Origin of the sequence: Kluyvera genomosp. 3 (assembly GCF_011765685.1) — a bacterium.
Lineage (GTDB): Bacteria > Pseudomonadota > Gammaproteobacteria > Enterobacterales > Enterobacteriaceae > Kluyvera > Kluyvera georgiana_A.
The window spans coordinates 3,730,611-3,745,509 of the sequence record NZ_CP050321.1; the positions used below are offsets into that span (position 1 = coordinate 3,730,611).

At 58.4% G+C, this 14,899-nt stretch carries 14 protein-coding genes; 8 read left to right on the forward strand and 6 right to left on the reverse strand.

What is annotated here, in order from left to right; genetic code table 11:
• Nucleotides 1–95: 95 nt before the first annotated feature.
• Nucleotides 96–2,510 carry a putative ABC transporter permease subunit YbbP gene (gene ybbP / locus GY169_RS17515; RefSeq protein WP_167576453.1) on the reverse strand — a complete coding sequence of 805 codons (2,415 nt, stop codon included), beginning with the start codon at nucleotides 2,508–2,510 and terminating at the stop codon, nucleotides 96–98.
• Nucleotides 2,507–3,193 carry a putative ABC transporter ATP-binding protein YbbA gene (gene ybbA, locus GY169_RS17520; protein ID WP_064548049.1) on the reverse strand — a complete coding sequence of 229 codons (687 nt, stop codon included), beginning with the start codon at nucleotides 3,191–3,193 and terminating at the stop codon, nucleotides 2,507–2,509. The genes ybbP and ybbA overlap by 4 nt, the downstream gene beginning before the upstream one ends.
• Here ybbA and tesA point away from each other — a divergent pair.
• From tesA to GY169_RS17535, 3 genes are read left to right on the forward strand one after another with little or no spacing between them, the layout of a single operon-like run.
• A complete protein-coding gene (gene tesA / locus GY169_RS17525; protein WP_191091009.1) occupies nucleotides 3,161–3,793 on the forward strand; it encodes a multifunctional acyl-CoA thioesterase I/protease I/lysophospholipase L1 in 633 nt (210 codons plus the stop codon). The two genes, ybbA and tesA, sit on opposite strands and share 33 nt — an antisense overlap.
• 22 nt (nucleotides 3,794–3,815) lie before the next feature.
• Nucleotides 3,816–4,583: an SDR family oxidoreductase gene (locus GY169_RS17530; protein WP_163445971.1), complete on the forward strand. Its 768-nt coding sequence runs from the start codon at nucleotides 3,816–3,818 to the stop codon at nucleotides 4,581–4,583.
• Between the two features lie 59 nt (nucleotides 4,584–4,642).
• Entirely contained in the window at nucleotides 4,643–5,497 is an 855-nt protein-coding gene (locus GY169_RS17535; RefSeq protein ID WP_167576454.1) for a co-chaperone YbbN, read from the forward strand.
• Between the two features lie 63 nt (nucleotides 5,498–5,560).
• Here GY169_RS17535 and fetB read toward each other — a convergent pair whose 3' ends face one another.
• Both fetB and fetA read right to left on the reverse strand, forming a co-directional pair.
• Nucleotides 5,561–6,346 carry an iron efflux ABC transporter permease subunit FetB gene (fetB, locus tag GY169_RS17540; protein ID WP_167576455.1) on the reverse strand — a complete coding sequence of 262 codons (786 nt, stop codon included), beginning with the start codon at nucleotides 6,344–6,346 and terminating at the stop codon, nucleotides 5,561–5,563.
• Complete coding sequence (gene fetA / locus GY169_RS17545; protein ID WP_163445968.1) at nucleotides 6,339–7,010, reverse strand: iron efflux ABC transporter ATP-binding subunit FetA; 672 nt, start codon at nucleotides 7,008–7,010, stop codon at nucleotides 6,339–6,341. Before fetA ends, fetB begins: the two co-directional genes overlap by 8 nt.
• A 126-nt stretch (nucleotides 7,011–7,136) precedes the next feature.
• Between fetA and GY169_RS17550 the strand changes: the two genes are divergently transcribed.
• Nucleotides 7,137–8,054, forward strand: coding sequence for an SPFH domain-containing protein (locus tag GY169_RS17550; RefSeq protein ID WP_064548038.1), 918 nt, complete (start codon nucleotides 7,137–7,139; stop codon nucleotides 8,052–8,054).
• The gene (locus tag GY169_RS17555) at nucleotides 8,051–8,512 is read left to right on the forward strand and encodes an NfeD family protein (protein WP_167576456.1); all 462 of its coding nucleotides are present in this window, start codon (nucleotides 8,051–8,053) and stop codon (nucleotides 8,510–8,512) included. The genes GY169_RS17550 and GY169_RS17555 overlap by 4 nt, the downstream gene beginning before the upstream one ends.
• A gap of 3 nt (nucleotides 8,513–8,515) precedes the next feature.
• Here GY169_RS17555 and cueR read toward each other — a convergent pair whose 3' ends face one another.
• Entirely contained in the window at nucleotides 8,516–8,926 is a 411-nt protein-coding gene (gene cueR / locus GY169_RS17560; protein ID WP_065356834.1) for a Cu(I)-responsive transcriptional regulator, read from the reverse strand.
• A 95-nt stretch (nucleotides 8,927–9,021) separates the two neighbouring features.
• Between cueR and copA the strand changes: the two genes are divergently transcribed.
• The 3 genes from copA to ybaK all read left to right on the forward strand — a co-directional run bounded on the left by copA (nucleotide 9,022) and on the right by ybaK (nucleotide 13,087).
• Nucleotides 9,022–11,523 carry a copper-exporting P-type ATPase CopA gene (gene copA, locus GY169_RS17565; protein ID WP_167576457.1) on the forward strand — a complete coding sequence of 834 codons (2,502 nt, stop codon included), beginning with the start codon at nucleotides 9,022–9,024 and terminating at the stop codon, nucleotides 11,521–11,523.
• A gap of 87 nt (nucleotides 11,524–11,610) precedes the next feature.
• Nucleotides 11,611–12,405, forward strand: a complete 795-nt coding sequence (locus tag GY169_RS17570; RefSeq protein WP_167576458.1) for a TraB/GumN family protein — start codon at nucleotides 11,611–11,613, stop codon at nucleotides 12,403–12,405.
• Between the two features lie 202 nt (nucleotides 12,406–12,607).
• On the forward strand, nucleotides 12,608–13,087 hold the full coding sequence (gene ybaK, locus GY169_RS17575) for a Cys-tRNA(Pro)/Cys-tRNA(Cys) deacylase YbaK (protein ID WP_035891819.1): 480 nt from the start codon (nucleotides 12,608–12,610) through the stop codon (nucleotides 13,085–13,087).
• A 66-nt stretch (nucleotides 13,088–13,153) separates the two neighbouring features.
• Here ybaK and ushA read toward each other — a convergent pair whose 3' ends face one another.
• The gene (gene ushA, locus GY169_RS17580; RefSeq protein ID WP_163445962.1) at nucleotides 13,154–14,806 is read right to left on the reverse strand and encodes a bifunctional UDP-sugar hydrolase/5'-nucleotidase UshA; all 1,653 of its coding nucleotides are present in this window, start codon (nucleotides 14,804–14,806) and stop codon (nucleotides 13,154–13,156) included.
• Nucleotides 14,807–14,899 lie beyond the last annotated feature (93 nt).

A 14,899-nucleotide genomic window follows, 5' to 3' on the forward strand; every position in this document is an offset into this window, starting at 1 on the left:
ATGATGAAAGGATGAGCGATTTCGACGAAAAACGAGGAAGCGTGATGGCGGTTACCCGGCATTGCTGCGCTCCGCCGGGTAACGTCAGGACAGAATTAGCTTGAGAACTGGCGGAACAGCGCCCGCCCCTTCAGCAGGCGCAGGCCCAAACCGCCGCCGCACAGAGACAGCAGGAACGCCCCGCACAACGGCAACGATACCCACAGACGCCAGTCCGGCGACCACGGGAAATCAAACACGTGAGTTTGCAGCATCGCCAGCGCGGTTTCGGATCCGATGGCTGCCACCAGGCCGGAAATCGCCCCCAGCAGGGCAAACTCGGCCCACAGCGTCATTCGCAGCAGCGACTTTCCTGCCCCGAGGGTGCGATACACCACCAGCTCCTGATGACGCTGACGCATCCCCACCTGCACCTGCGCCAACAGCAGCAGCACGCCGCAGGCCGTCACCAGCACCACCATCACCTCCAGTGCGCGGCTTACTTGGGCCAGCACCTGGCCGATCTGCTTTAATATCGCCCCAATATCCAGCAGGCTGACCGTCGGGAACTCGCGGTTAAGCTGCGTCAACAGCGTGTTGCCGCGATCCCAGCGGAAGCTGGTCAGCCAACTCTGCGGCTGACCGTCCAGCGCGCCGTCGGGGAAGATAAAGAAGAAGTTTGGCCGCAGGCTTTCCCAGTCAACTTTACGAATACTGCTCACCTTCGCGGTGAAGTCCTGAGTGTCGCCGGTAAAAGTGACGTTATCGCCGAGACGAATCTTCAAGCGCTGCGCCAATCCCTCTTCAATCGAGACCTCCCCGGCCTTTGGCGGCCAGATTCCGGCCACCAGCGGGTTATGTGCCGGTCGCTGGCTTTGCCAGGTCAGGTTCAGCTCGCGATTGAGCGACTCATCCTTATTGCCTTCGGTACTCTGACCGTTAATCTGCGTCAGCCGTGCGCGGACAATCGGGTAGAACGCCGCCGGTATCACCTGGTGCTCGGCAAGGAACGTTTTCACCTCACTGACCTGCTCCGGCGCGATATTGATCAGGAAATAGTTCGGACTTTCCGGCGGCAACTGCTGTTGCCAACGATCCAGCAGATCGCCGCGCAGCACCAGCAGCAGCGCCAACAGCATAAACGACAGCGAGAAAGCCGCCAGTTGGCTCAGCGTCGACCACGGTTGACGCAGCAGGCGGTTCACCGCCAGACGCAGCGGCAGCGCGCGCAAGGTCAGGCGTTTCAGAACCTTCAGCAGCAGCCAGCCCACCAGGCCGCACAGCGCCGCCAACACCACCGCGCCGGCCAGCACCGACCACAGCAGCGGGCTGCCGCCCATCAGCCAGGCGAGCAGCAGGACAGTGACCCCGCTCACCAGCGGCAGGTAAATTTTCAGCGGCCAGACGTTGGCGACAATATCCTGGCGCAATACGCGCAGCGGTTGCGTCGCCAGCAGCAATCGGTACGGGCGCAGTCCCACCAGCAGGGAAATCACCGTCATCGACCCCACTGCCCACAGCCACGGCCAGGCGCTGGCGGCGGGCAGCGCCGCAGGCAGCACCGGCTTCAGCAAGGTCAGCAGGATAGATTCAAACAGCAGCCCCATCGCGCCGCCCGCCAGCGCGGAGAGCGCCAGCAACAGCAGCCACTGGCCGATAATCAGCTTACGCAGCTGCGCCCGCCCGGCCCCCAGCGTTTTGAGGATGGCCACCAGATCGTAGCGGCTGCGGCAGTAGTGCCCCATCGCCACCGCCACGGCAGCCACCGCCAGCAGCAGCGTCAGCAATGCCGACAACAGTAAAAATTGCTGGGAACGCTGCAACGATTTGCCCAACGCGCCGTCGTCCTGATCCGGCCCGATCCAGCGGTTCTCAGGTTTGAGCTGCGGTAGCAGCCAGCTTTCATAGCTCGCCAGCTGCGCCGCGTTGCCAGCGAACATATAGCGCCAGCTCACCCGGCTACCGGGCTGCACCGCGCCGGTTTTCGCCACGTCGGCCAGGTTCATCATCAGGCGCGGAGCCATCTGGAACGGGTTAAAGCCGCTGTCCGGCTCCTGCACAATCTCCCCGGCGATACGCAACGTGGCATCGCCAACATCGATATTGTCGCCGGTTTTCAGGTTCAGCAGCGCCAGCAGACGCGGCGCCAGCAGTACCGTGCCGGCGGCGGGCTTCAGGCTGGCCGGGGTGGTTTCCAGAACGCCATACAGCGGGTAGCTATCGTCTACCGCCTTCACATCCGCCAACTGCGGGGTATCACCCGCCCAGGTCATGGTGGAGAAGTTAATCTGCTCACCCACCGTCAGCCCCAGCGCACGGGCTTTTTCCAGCCATTCTCGCGGCACTTCACGCGAGCTGCGCAGCACCCGGTCGCCCGCCATATATTCGCGGCTTTGCTGATTAAGCCCTTTGTCCATTCGGTCGCTGATACTGCCCAGCGCCAGCACGCAGGCCACCGCCAGGCTTAGCGCCAGCCAGACAATCAGCAGCGACGGCGAGCGCCATTCTCGCCAGAACCAGCGTAAAATCATGCTTCCTCCCGGAGCTGCCCGTCGACCAGACGCAGACGGCGGTCACAGCGGGCGGCCAGCTGAGCGTCATGGGTAACCAGAATCAGCGTGGTGCCGTGTTCGCGGTTGAGCGAAAACAGCAGGTCGGCAATTTTGTCGCCGGTATGGCGGTCGAGGTTACCGGTTGGCTCATCGGCGAACAGCAAATCCGGGCGGCCGTTGAACGCGCGGGCCAGCGCCACGCGCTGCTGCTCGCCGCCGGAAAGCTGGGCGGGAAGATGCTGTAGACGTTTGCCAAGCCCGAGCTGTTCCAGCAGCGCTTTTGCCCCCTGTCGGCTTTGCGCGTCGCTTTCACCGCGCAGCAGTGCCGGTAGCTCGACGTTTTCCAGCGCGTTGAGGGTCGGTATCAACATAAAAGATTGAAACACAAAGCCGATATGCTGAGCGCGCAGGCGTGCCCGAGCCTCTTCGTCCATGTTATCCAGCGGCTGGCCTAACAGCTTCACCGTGCCGCTGCTGCCATCGTCCAGCCCGGCAAGAATCGCCAGCAGCGTCGACTTGCCGGAACCCGACTCGCCAATTAAAGCAAGGGTTTGCGCCGGTTTGACAATCAGGTTAACTCCGGTAAGGATGGAAAGCTCATGCTCCCCCTGACCGACGGATTTCTTAAGATGATGCACTTCAAGTACGTTTTCCGCTGGCATTTGCCTTTCCTGTTTTTAATACTGTTTAGCCTTCGCGCCGCGGCGGCGGACACGCTGTTAGTTCTTGGCGATAGCCTGAGCGCGGGCTATCGCATGGCGGGTACTGCCGCCTGGCCTGCCCTGCTTAACGACAAGTGGCAGCCTGATATCACGGTCATCAACGGCAGCATCAGCGGCGACACCGCCCAGCAGGGGCTGGCGCGCCTGCCCGCATTGCTGAAACAGCACCAGCCGCGCTGGGTGCTGGTCGAGCTTGGCGGCAACGACGGCCTGCGCGGATTTCCACCGCAGCAGATTGAACAGACCCTGCGCACCGTTTTGCAGCAGGTCAAAGCCGCTAACGTCCAGCCACTGTTAATGCAAATTCGTCTGCCCGCAAACTACGGACGCCGCTATAATGAGGCGTTTAGCGCGGTTTATCCGAAACTCGCCAGCGAATTCACTATTCCACTGCTGCCCTTCTTTATGGAAGAGGTCTACCTTAAGCCGCAGTGGATGCAGGATGACGGCATTCATCCCAACCGTGACGCCCAGCCGTTTATTGCCGACTGGATGGCGACACGTCTGGCTCCATTAGTTAATCACGACGCCGGAAAGTAAAGCGGTGTCTTCAGGTAAAGTTATGCAAAAATCGGTCTTAATTACAGGATGTTCCAGCGGCATTGGCCTGGAAAGTGCGCTTGAGCTGAAGCGTCAGGGGTTTCGCGTGCTTGCCGCCTGCCGTAAACCTGAGGATGTGAAGCGGATGAACGGCATGGGCTTCACCGGCGTGCTGCTCGACCTCGACAGCCCGGAAAGCATCGATGCCGCCGCCGAAGAGGTCATCGCGCTCACCCATAATCGCCTGTTCGGCCTGTTCAACAACGCGGGCTATGGCGTCTACGGCCCGTTGACCAGCATCAGCCGCGAGCAGATGGAGCAGCAATTTTCCGCCAACTTCTTTGGCGCTCATCAGCTTACCATGCGTCTGCTGCCCGCCATGGTGCCTCACGGCGAGGGGCGCATCGTGATGACCTCCTCGGTGATGGGGCTGATTTCCACGCCGGGCCGCGGTGCCTACGCGGCCAGCAAATATGCGCTGGAGGCGTGGTCCGACGCGCTGCGCATGGAGCTGCGTCATTCCGGCATCAAGGTCAGCCTGATCGAACCCGGCCCGATTCGCACCCGCTTTACCGACAACGTGAACCAGACCAGCGACCAGGCGGTGGAAAACCCGGGTATTGCGGCTCGTTTTACGCTCGGCCCGGACGCGGTGGTAGAAAAGGTGCGTCACGCCTTCATCAGCGATAAGCCGAAATTACGCTACCCGGTCACCCTGGTCACCCATGCCGTATGCTGGCTAAAACGCCTGCTGCCGGGGCGCGCCATGGACAAAATTCTGCAGGGGTAACGTTGAAGCGTGCGCTTTTGCCCCCATCTCGAATACAAACCGACTACAGAGAATGACTCATGTCCGTACAGAATATTGTAAACATTACTGAAGCTAACCTGCACCAGACGCTGGAACAATCCGTTGCCACGCCGGTGCTGTTCTACTTCTGGTCCGAGCGCAGCCAGCACTGCCTGGAGCTGACGCCGGTGCTGGAAAATCTGGCGGCGCAGTATAACGGTCAGTTTATTCTGGCGAAGGTCGACTGCGACGCCGAGCAGATGGTCGCCTCACAGTTTGGCCTGCGCGCCATCCCGACCGTCTACCTGTTCCAGAACGGCCAGCCGGTTGACGGCTTCCAGGGCCCACAGCCGGAAGAAGCCATTCGCGCGCTGCTCGATAAAGTGCTGCCGCGTGAAGAAGAGCTGAAGGCGCAAGAAGCGCTGGCGCTGATTCAGGAAGGTAACCACGCCGAAGCGCTGCCGCTGCTGAAAGACGCCTGGCAGCTTTCCGGCCAGGACAGCCAGATCGGCCTGCTGCTGGCGGAAACTCAGATTGCGCTCAATCGCTCTGAAGACGCGGAAGCGGTGCTGAAAACTATTCCGATGCAGGATCAGGATACCCGCTATCAGGGGCTGGTCGCGCAGATTGAGCTGTTGAAGCAGGCAGCGGATACGCCGGAGATTCAGCAACTGCAACAACAAGTAGAGCAAAACCCGGACGACGCGGCGCTGGCCTCGAAGCTGGCGCTGCAGCTGCATCAGGTTGGGCGTAACGAAGAGGCGCTGGAACTGCTGTTCAGCCATCTGCGTAAAGATTTAGGCGCGGCCGATGGTCAGGCGCGCAAAATGTTGCAGGAAATTCTGGCCGCGCTGGGCACCGGCGACGCGCTGGCGTCGAAGTACCGCCGCCAGTTGTATTCGCTGCTGTACTAACAGCGAGCGTTATCTTGTCGGCCTGATGGCGCTACGCCTGGCAGGCCGACGTTTCACTATGCGCTACGCGCGCTTCTTCAACGACGTCACCACCAGTTGGTGACGGGCGTTATAAAACTTCCGATAGGTCAGATAGCAGGCAATAATGGTCGACAGGCTGGCGGTCGAAAGCAGCATAAAAGTGACCATAATCTGATACTTAATCGCCTTCACCGGGTCGATACCAGCAAAAATCAGCCCCGACATCATCCCCGGTAAGCTCACCAGCCCCACGGTTTTCGCCGAATCCACGGTCGGAATTAACGACGCGCGAATACTTTCGCGAATCAGCCGCGCGGAGGCCATTTTCGGCGTCGCCCCCAGGCTCAGTTTTTCCTGAATTTGCTGCTGCTCGGCGCTAAAGCGCTGGCCGAGGTTGTTGTAGCACAGCCCCACCGCAATCATGGCGTTACCGGCGATCATCCCGGAAATCGGGATCACCTGCATTGGCACGAAGGCAATCGAGCCGGAAAAAACCAGTACAGCCAGCGTCAGCCCGGCCCCGGTGGTAATGGCGATAAACGAGGAGACAAAGGCTTTATCGATATACTTACTGCGCTTTTGCGCGTTATAGGCGGCGTTAAAGCAGATAAACAGCACCATCAGCAGCGTCAACACCGCATGGTTAACGTTGAAAATATACTTCAGCACGTAGCCGACAATGATCAGCTGCACCACCGCCCGGCAGATACTCCAGATGATGTCTTTTTCCAGCGCCAGCTTTTCCCGGTAGCTCACCAGAATCGCCACCAGCACCAGCACCATCGACAGCGCCAGTGATTGGTTCGTAATAATATGTTCGTTATTCATGACGTGACTCCCTGACGCTCTCCTGATGGGATGGCAGTGTAATCACTTCATCCGCATGACTAATTTCATCTTTATCATGGGTGACCCACAGCACGGCGACGTTTTGCTCGCGGACATACTGATGAATAATCTCATTCACGTTCTTTTTATTTTGCTCATCCAGCGCGCTGGTAATTTCATCGAGCAATAAAACCTTGGGCAAAAATTGTAGATTGCGAATCAACGAAACCCGCTGTTTTTCCCCACCTGACAGATCATTAATCGATTTTGACAGCGTATCTTCCGCCAGATCAAAGCGCGACAACTGGCCCAGAAAACGATCGGGATCCGGCTGCTGATTACGGATTTGCCAGGGGAAAATCAAGTTGTCGTAAACCGTATCGCCAAACAGCGCGGGCGTCTGCGCGCAGTAAGAAACCTGCTGGCGATAGGCTTCCGGCGACAGGGTATTGATATCCTGCCCGGCAAACAGAATTTGTCCGCCGCTCGGTGAAAGGAGCGAAGCGATGATTTTTAATAAAGTGCTTTTACCGCAGCCTGACGGGCCGGTGATGAGCTTAAATTCACCGGGGGCCACGCTAAGATTGATATTCTCAAGGACCGTTTTCTCGCCAATATGAAAGCTTACCTGCGTAAGCTGTAGAATCGCGCTATTTTCCTTCATTGCCTTTCTTTGCCCTGTTTTTTCTTTTATCTCTTGTAGTGTAACGCCAATTAATTTCAGGGGGCGAATTTCACCGCCAGAGCCGATATACTTATTGCAGTTACGGACAGTAAAACAGGAGGTTTTATGCTGGTGTTTATTCCTATTCTTATCTTCGTCGCCCTGGTGGTGGTTGCCGCGGGGGTCAAAATCGTGCCGCAGGGTTATCAGTGGACGGTTGAACGTTTTGGCCGCTACACCAAAACCCTGCATCCAGGCTTAAGTCTTGTCGTGCCGTTTATGGATCGTATTGGCCGCAAAATCAACATGATGGAGCAGGTCCTCGATATTCCATCGCAGGAAGTTATCTCTAAAGACAACGCCAATGTCGCCATCGACGCCGTGTGCTTTATTCAGGTGATCGACGCGCCAAAAGCGGCGTACGAGGTCAGCAACCTGGAACTGGCGATCATCAACCTGACGATGACCAACATTCGTACCGTGCTCGGTTCCATGGAGCTCGACGAAATGCTCTCCCAGCGCGATAACATCAATACCCGCCTGCTGCATATTGTCGACGAAGCCACCAATCCGTGGGGGATTAAAATCACCCGTATTGAGATTCGCGACGTGCGCCCACCGGCAGAGCTTATCGACGCGATGAACGCGCAGATGAAGGCCGAGCGTACCAAGCGTGCCTATATCCTGGAAGCTGAAGGGATCCGCCAGGCGCAGATCGTCAAAGCCGAAGGTGAAAAACAGGCGCAGATTCTCACCGCCGAGGGCGAGCGTCAGTCCGCGTTCCTGCAGGCAGAAGCCCGCGAGCGTTCCGCAGAAGCGGAAGCGCGCGCCACCAAAATGGTCTCCGAAGCGATTGCCGCCGGGGATATTCAGGCGATTAACTACTTTGTGGCGCAAAAATATACCGATGCCCTCCAGCAGATTGGCTCGGCGAATAATAGCAAAGTGGTGATGATGCCGCTGGATGCCAGCAGCCTGATGGGGTCTATCGCCGGGGTTGCCGAGCTGATTAAAGACAGCAGCCGCGACCGGAAATCATCATGATCGCGCTGGTGCTGGCGCACCCACATATCTTCTGGCTGAGCCTCGGCGGCCTGCTGCTGGCGGCAGAAATGCTCGGCGGTAGCGGCTATTTGCTGTGGAGCGGCGTGGCCGCCGCGGCTACCGGGCTGATAACCTGGGTGCTGCCGCTCGAGTGGGCATGGCAGGGGACGCTGTTTGCGGTGCTGACGCTACTGGCAGCCTGGCTGTGGTGGAAGTGGCTCAGCCGTCGGGGCGACAGACAGCGCCCGGCGGAAAGTCAGCTTAACCAGCGCGGACAGCAGTTGCTGGGGCAGCGGTTTACCTTAGACAACGCGCTGGTCAACGGACGCGGCCATATGCGCGTCGGCGACAGTTCGTGGCCGGTCCGCGCCGACGAGGATCTGCCCGCGGGCAGCAACGTTGAGGTGATTGCGGTGGAAGGGATCGTCCTGCGTATCAGGCTCTCCCCTCCTCGTTAGTCGTCAAACCTGGGCTTTACGATGGCAGCAGCCGGAAAGATTATCAATAATCGGGCAGTCGGCGCTGTCATCTCCCGGGCAGGATGCCGCCAGTGACAGCAGCTGCTCGCGCATCGCCTGCAGATCGCTGATGTGGCGCTCAATATCCGCCACTTTTTGAAGCGTATAGGCTTTGACGTCGGCGCTGTGGCGTTTCGGGTCGTTAAACAGATTCACCAGCTCGCCGCACTCTTCCAGATTAAACCCAACCTGCCGCGCCTGGCGCAGCAGCGTAAACTCATCCAGATGCTTTTGCGTGTAGCTGCGGTAGCCGTTCTCGCTGCGCAGCGGCGGCGTCACCAGCCCCTTCTCTTCATAAAAGCGAATGGCTTTGCTGGTCAAACCGGTTTTTTTGGCAACATCACTGATATTCACGTTTCCCCCTTGACCTTCCCCTTGCTGGAAGGTTTAACCTTTCTCACTGTAGACCAAAAGATGAATTTGGTCACCCATCAATTGAGGAGAGGAATATGTCTCAAACTATCGATCTGGCGCTGGACGGTCTGTCCTGTGGCCACTGCGTCAAACGCGTGAAGGAGAGCCTGGAGCAGCGTCCTGACGTTGACCATGCGGAAGTGACCATCGATGCGGCGCACGTTACCGGCAGCGCGAGCGCCGAGGCGTTGATTGACACCATCAAACAAGCCGGTTACGGCGCGGAGCTCAGCCACCCAAAGGCTAAACCGCTGGCAGAGTCATCACTCCCGTCGGAAGCACTGACAGCGGCCTCCCCTGAGCTTCCGGCAGCACAGGAACTGGATGACAGCCAACAGCTGCTGATCAACGGTATGAGCTGCGCCAGCTGCGTTTCCCGGGTCCAGAATGCCTTGCAGGCGGTACCGGGCGTGGTCCAGGCACGGGTAAACCTGGCGGAGCGCACGGCCCTGGTGATGGGTCATGCGTCCGCCAGCGATTTAGTCCAGGCCGTAGAGAAAGCAGGCTACGGCGCGGAAGCCATTGAAGACGATATTAAACGCCGCGAACGTCAGCAGGAAACCGCGCTGGCGACCATGAAACGTTTTCGCTGGCAGGCGATCGTCGCCCTGCTGGTCGGTGTGCCAGTCATGGTCTGGGGCATGATCGGCGACAATATGATGGTCTCCGACGACAACCGCTCGCTGTGGCTGATTATCGGCCTCGTCACCCTGGCGGTGATGGTGTTTGCCGGCGGTCATTTTTACACCAGCGCATGGAAAAGCCTGAAGAACCGTACCGCGACGATGGATACCCTCGTGGCGCTCGGTACCGGTGTTGCCTGGCTGTATTCGATGAGCGTCAACCTGTGGCCGCAGTGGTTCCCGATGGAAGCCCGCCACCTCTATTACGAAGCCAGCGCCATGATTATTGGTCTGATTAACCTTGGCCATATGCTGGAAGCGCGAGCGCGCCAGCGTTCGTCCCGGGCGCTGGAAAAATTGCTCGACCTGACGCCGCCCACCGCGCGGGTTGTCACCGACGACGGTGAAAAAACGGTGCCACTGGCCGACGTACAGCCGGGTATGATCCTGCGCCTCGCCACCGGCGACCGTGTTCCCGTCGACGGCGAAATCAGCCAGGGCGAAGCCTGGTTTGATGAAGCGATGCTGACCGGCGAGCCGATTCCGCAGCAGAAAGGCGATGGCGACAGCATTCACGCCGGTACGGTGGTGCAGGACGGCTCAGTCTTATTCCGCGCAAGCGCCGTGGGTAGCCATACCACGCTGTCACGTATTATCAAAATGGTGCGCCAGGCGCAGAGCAGCAAGCCGGAAATCGGCCAGTTGGCGGATAGAATCTCCGCCGTGTTCGTGCCGGTGGTGGTGGCGATCGCCATTTTCAGCGCCGCCATCTGGTACTTCTTTGGCCCTGCTCCGCAGATTGTCTACACCCTGGTGATCGCTACTACGGTGCTGATCATCGCCTGTCCGTGTGCGCTGGGTCTGGCTACGCCGATGTCGATTATTGCCGGTGTCGGTCGCGCCGCAGAGTACGGCGTGCTGGTCCGCGATGCCGACGCGCTACAGCGCGCCAGTGAACTGACGACGCTGGTGTTTGATAAAACCGGTACCTTGACCGAGGGTAAGCCGCAGGTTGTCGCGGTGAAAACCCTTGGCGCGATCGGTGAATCGACCGCGCTGCGCCTGGCCGCCGCGCTGGAGCAAGGTTCGAACCACCCTCTGGCGCGCGCAATTCTGGAGAAAGCCGCCGATAACACGCTGCCGCAGGTCACCGCGTTCCGCACGCTACGTGGGCTGGGGGTCAGCGGCGAGACCGAAGGACACTCGCTGCTGCTGGGCAACCAGGCGTTGATGCACGAACAGCAGGTAGATACCCGCGAGCTGGATAACGAACTGGCTCAGCAGGCGGCTCAGGGAGCCACGCCGGTACTGCTCGCTATCGATGGCCAAGCCGCCGCGCTGTTCGCCATTCGCGATCCGCTGCGTAGCGATAGCGTCGCCGCCTTGCAGCGACTGCATCAGGAAGGCTATCGACTGGTGATGCTGACCGGTGATAACCCGGTAACCGCTAACGCCATTGCCAAAGAGGCGGGCATTGATGAAGTGATTGCCGGCGTACTGCCGGACGGTAAAGCGCAGGCGATTAAAGACCTGCAGGCGCAGGGCCAGAAGGTGGCGATGGTCGGCGACGGTATCAACGATGCCCCGGCGCTGGCGCAGGCCGACGTCGGTATCGCCATGGGCGGCGGCAGCGATGTAGCGATTGAAACTGCGGCGATTACGCTGATGCGCCACAGTCTGGTGGGCGTTGCCGATGCGCTGGCGATCTCCCGCGCCACGTTGCGCAATATGAAGCAGAACCTGCTCGGCGCCTTTGTCTATAACTCGCTGGGCATTCCGATTGCCGCGGGGATCCTCTGGCCGCTGACCGGTACGCTGCTCAACCCGGTCGTTGCCGGAGCCGCGATGGCGCTCTCTTCCATTACGGTAGTGAGCAACGCCAACCGCCTGCTGCGCTTTAAACCTAAAGCCTGACCCACCGCCCTGCCCGAAACGGGCAGGGCGCGTTTGCACCTTTCCCCCCAGCGCGCTAGCATGGAATTTTCCTTCCAGGGAGCGCGGATGAGTCTGTTATATCAACTACAACGTCTATGGCGAACCCTGCGCGGTTCGCCTTACGGCTGGCCAGCGCTCGACGTGTCGCTGCCCGGTGGCCGCCACCTGCATCTGGTCGGCAGCATTCATATGGGGACACGCGATATGTCTCCCCTACCGGCAAAGCTGGTGAAGAAACTGCATCAAGCCGACGCGCTGATTGTCGAAGCCGATATTTCCGGCAATGAAACGCCGTTCAGCAATCTGCCGGAATTCCCGCCACTCGCCGAGCGTCTGAGTGCCGAACAGTTAAGCGAACTGGAAAAACGGGTCAGCGAGCAAGGAATGTCGCTGGCCCGCTTTGATAATCAGCCGTTATGGCAGATAGCGATGGTGCTGCAAGCCACCCAGGCGCAGCGGCTGGGATTACGTCCGGACTACGGCATTGATTATCAGTTGCTGCAGGCTGCGCGCGCGGCGTCGCTGCCGGTTCAAGAACTGGAGGGCGCAGACAGCCAGGTCAGCCTTTTGTGCCAGTTGCCCGACGGCGGCATGGCGCTGCTCGACGATACGCTGACGCACTGGCACACCAACGCGCGACTGTTACAGGTGATGATCGGCTGGTGGCTCGAGCAGCCACCGACGAACGGCAGGACTTCGTTGCCCAATACCTTTAGTCAGTCGCTGTATGATGTGCTGATGGTGAAGCGAAATGAAGCCTGGCGCGACGCGCTGCTGGCGCTGCCGCCGGGGCGCTATGTGGTCGCCGTGGGAGCGCTTCATCTGTATGGCGAAGGCAATCTGCCGGAGATGCTGAAATAAAAAAAATGGCCAATATCTCTATTGGCCCGTCAAAGAGGAATTTCATCATTATTATTATCCCGAAGTAATCACTCCGGATCTTTCGATTGTCGCTCAAAGTTGCTGCAACTGCCAATACCTATTGCGCAAGATTATACTATTTTTTAGTCCGTTTTAGGGCGTATGCTGGCTGCATACCCTGTCTGTAGAAAGAAGGAACGTTATGACTCCCGCGGTTAAGTTACTCGAAAAGAACAAGATCCCGTTTAGCATTCATACCTACGATCACGATCCGAATGAAACGAACTTTGGTGACGAGGTGGTGCGAAAATTAGGACTGAACGCTGACCAGGTTTACAAAACTCTGCTGGTGGCGATGAACGGCGATATGAAACAGCTGGCGGTAGCGGTCACGCCGGTCGCCGGACAGCTGGATTTAAAAAAGGTCGCGAAGGCTTTAGGGGCGAAAAAAGTCGATATGGCCGATCCGATGGTGGCCCAGCGCGTCACCGGCTATCTGGTCGGCGGCATTAGCCCACTGGGGCAAAAAAAGCGTCTGCCCACGGTGATTGATGCGCCGTCGCAGGAATTTGCTTCGATTTATGTTTCAGGCGGCAAACGCGGGCTCGATATTGAGCTGGCGGCGGGTGATTTAGCGAAAATTCTTGGCGCGACGTTTGCGGATATTGCGCGACGGGATTAAACAGACGGTTCTCCCCTCACCTAAACCCTCTCCCCAAAGGGAGAGGGTATTGGACAACGCCCGAGCTTACTGCCAGCTCACTTCCCCTTTCGGTTCGTAAGCATTCACATCCAGCGGCGAGTTCTGCTCAATGTACTGCTTAAGCACCTCGGCATCGATAAACCCGGTATTCACATACCCTGGTTTGTTGTCGATTTTCGGGTAGCCATCACCGCCGGTAGCGTTAAAGCTCAGCGTCGCCAGACGATAGGTTTTCGCCGGGTCGACCGGTTCGCCTTTGATTTTCAGGTCCTGAAGCTGGCCGTTCTTCGCCACAAAGCTGACGTTGGCAAACTGCGGATAAGCGCCGGAATCGGGCTTCATCTGCGCCACGGCGGTCAGATACTCCACTACCTCTTTACCGCTCATATCGGCATACACCACCACGTTACCGAACGGCTGCACCTTCAGCACGCTCTTGTAGGTGATATTTCCCGCTTCAATGGAATCACGAATGCCGCCGCCGCTCATCACGCCAAAGTCGGCGCCGGTACGCGCCATCTGCGCTGCCAGAATCAGGTGACCCATATTGGTCTGCACGAAGCGAACCTTGCTGCGGTCGCCTTCCAGATGCCCGTTCACGCTGCCCACTTTCACTTCCAGCTGCGCCTTGCCTTTACTCTGGAACGGCGTCAGCAGCGAGAGCATCTGCGGGTTTTCCGGAATTTGCGGCGTGTAAAGTACGCGCTCACTCTGCCCGTTATCGTAGGTGACTTTCTTCTTCAGGTTCACCGGGATCAGCTGATAGTGCACCATTTTCAGCTCGCCGTTGCGGAACTCGAAATCGGCGCGGCCCACATATTTGCCCCACTCATGGGCCTGCACAATCCAGATACCGTTCTGTTTATCTGGCGCACACGGGGTGCCCGGCACGTAGTCGACCTGCTTTTTATTCTCCGAAGCCATGCACACCGGATCCTGTGAGTGACCACCCACAATCATCGCTAACGCGCCGGTCGGCAGGCTGCGCGCCATCTCGACATCACCCGGTGCGTTTGAACCGTGTTCGCCGTTATCGTAGTGACCCATGTGGGTCGCGGCCAGAATCAGGTCAGGCTTCTCTTTCTGCTGTAATTCCTGAATCACCAGCTTCGCTTCTTCCGCCGGTTTGCGGAATTCAATATCGGTGAAGTATTCCGGGTTGCCTATTTTGGCGGTGTCATCGGTGGTTAAACCGATAACGGCAATTTTCAGGTCCTGGCGTTTAAAGATCGCCCACGGCTTAAACAGGCGTTCACCGGTACTTTTCTGGTAAATATTGGCGGAGAGGAACGGGAATTTGGCCCATTTTTCCTGCTGACGCAACACGCTCAGCGGGTTATCAAACTCATGGTTGCCGACAGCCATCGCGTCGTAGCCCACCAGATTCATGCCACGGAAGTCTGGCTCGGCGTCCTGCAGGTCTGATTCCGGTACCCCGGTATTGATATCGCCGCCCGACAGCAGCAGCACGCTGCCGCCCTCTGCCGCGACTTCCTTACGAATGCCGTCGACCAGCGTTTTTTGCGCGGCCAGACCGTACTCGCCGTATTCACTGCGCCAGAAGTGCCCATGGTGATCGTTGGTATGCAGGATGGTGATTTTATACGTTTTATCTTGCTGATAAGCCTGTGAAGGCAGGCTGACTAACGACAGTGCCGTCAGCATCGCCAGCGCCACGCCTCGTTTGACGAATTGCATGTTTCTCTCCCTGAGTGAATAACAACCGCAGAAATTACAACGCTATGAAATATTAGTCTAATGTGGACCAGACTTAGATCCCATAATTCGTTG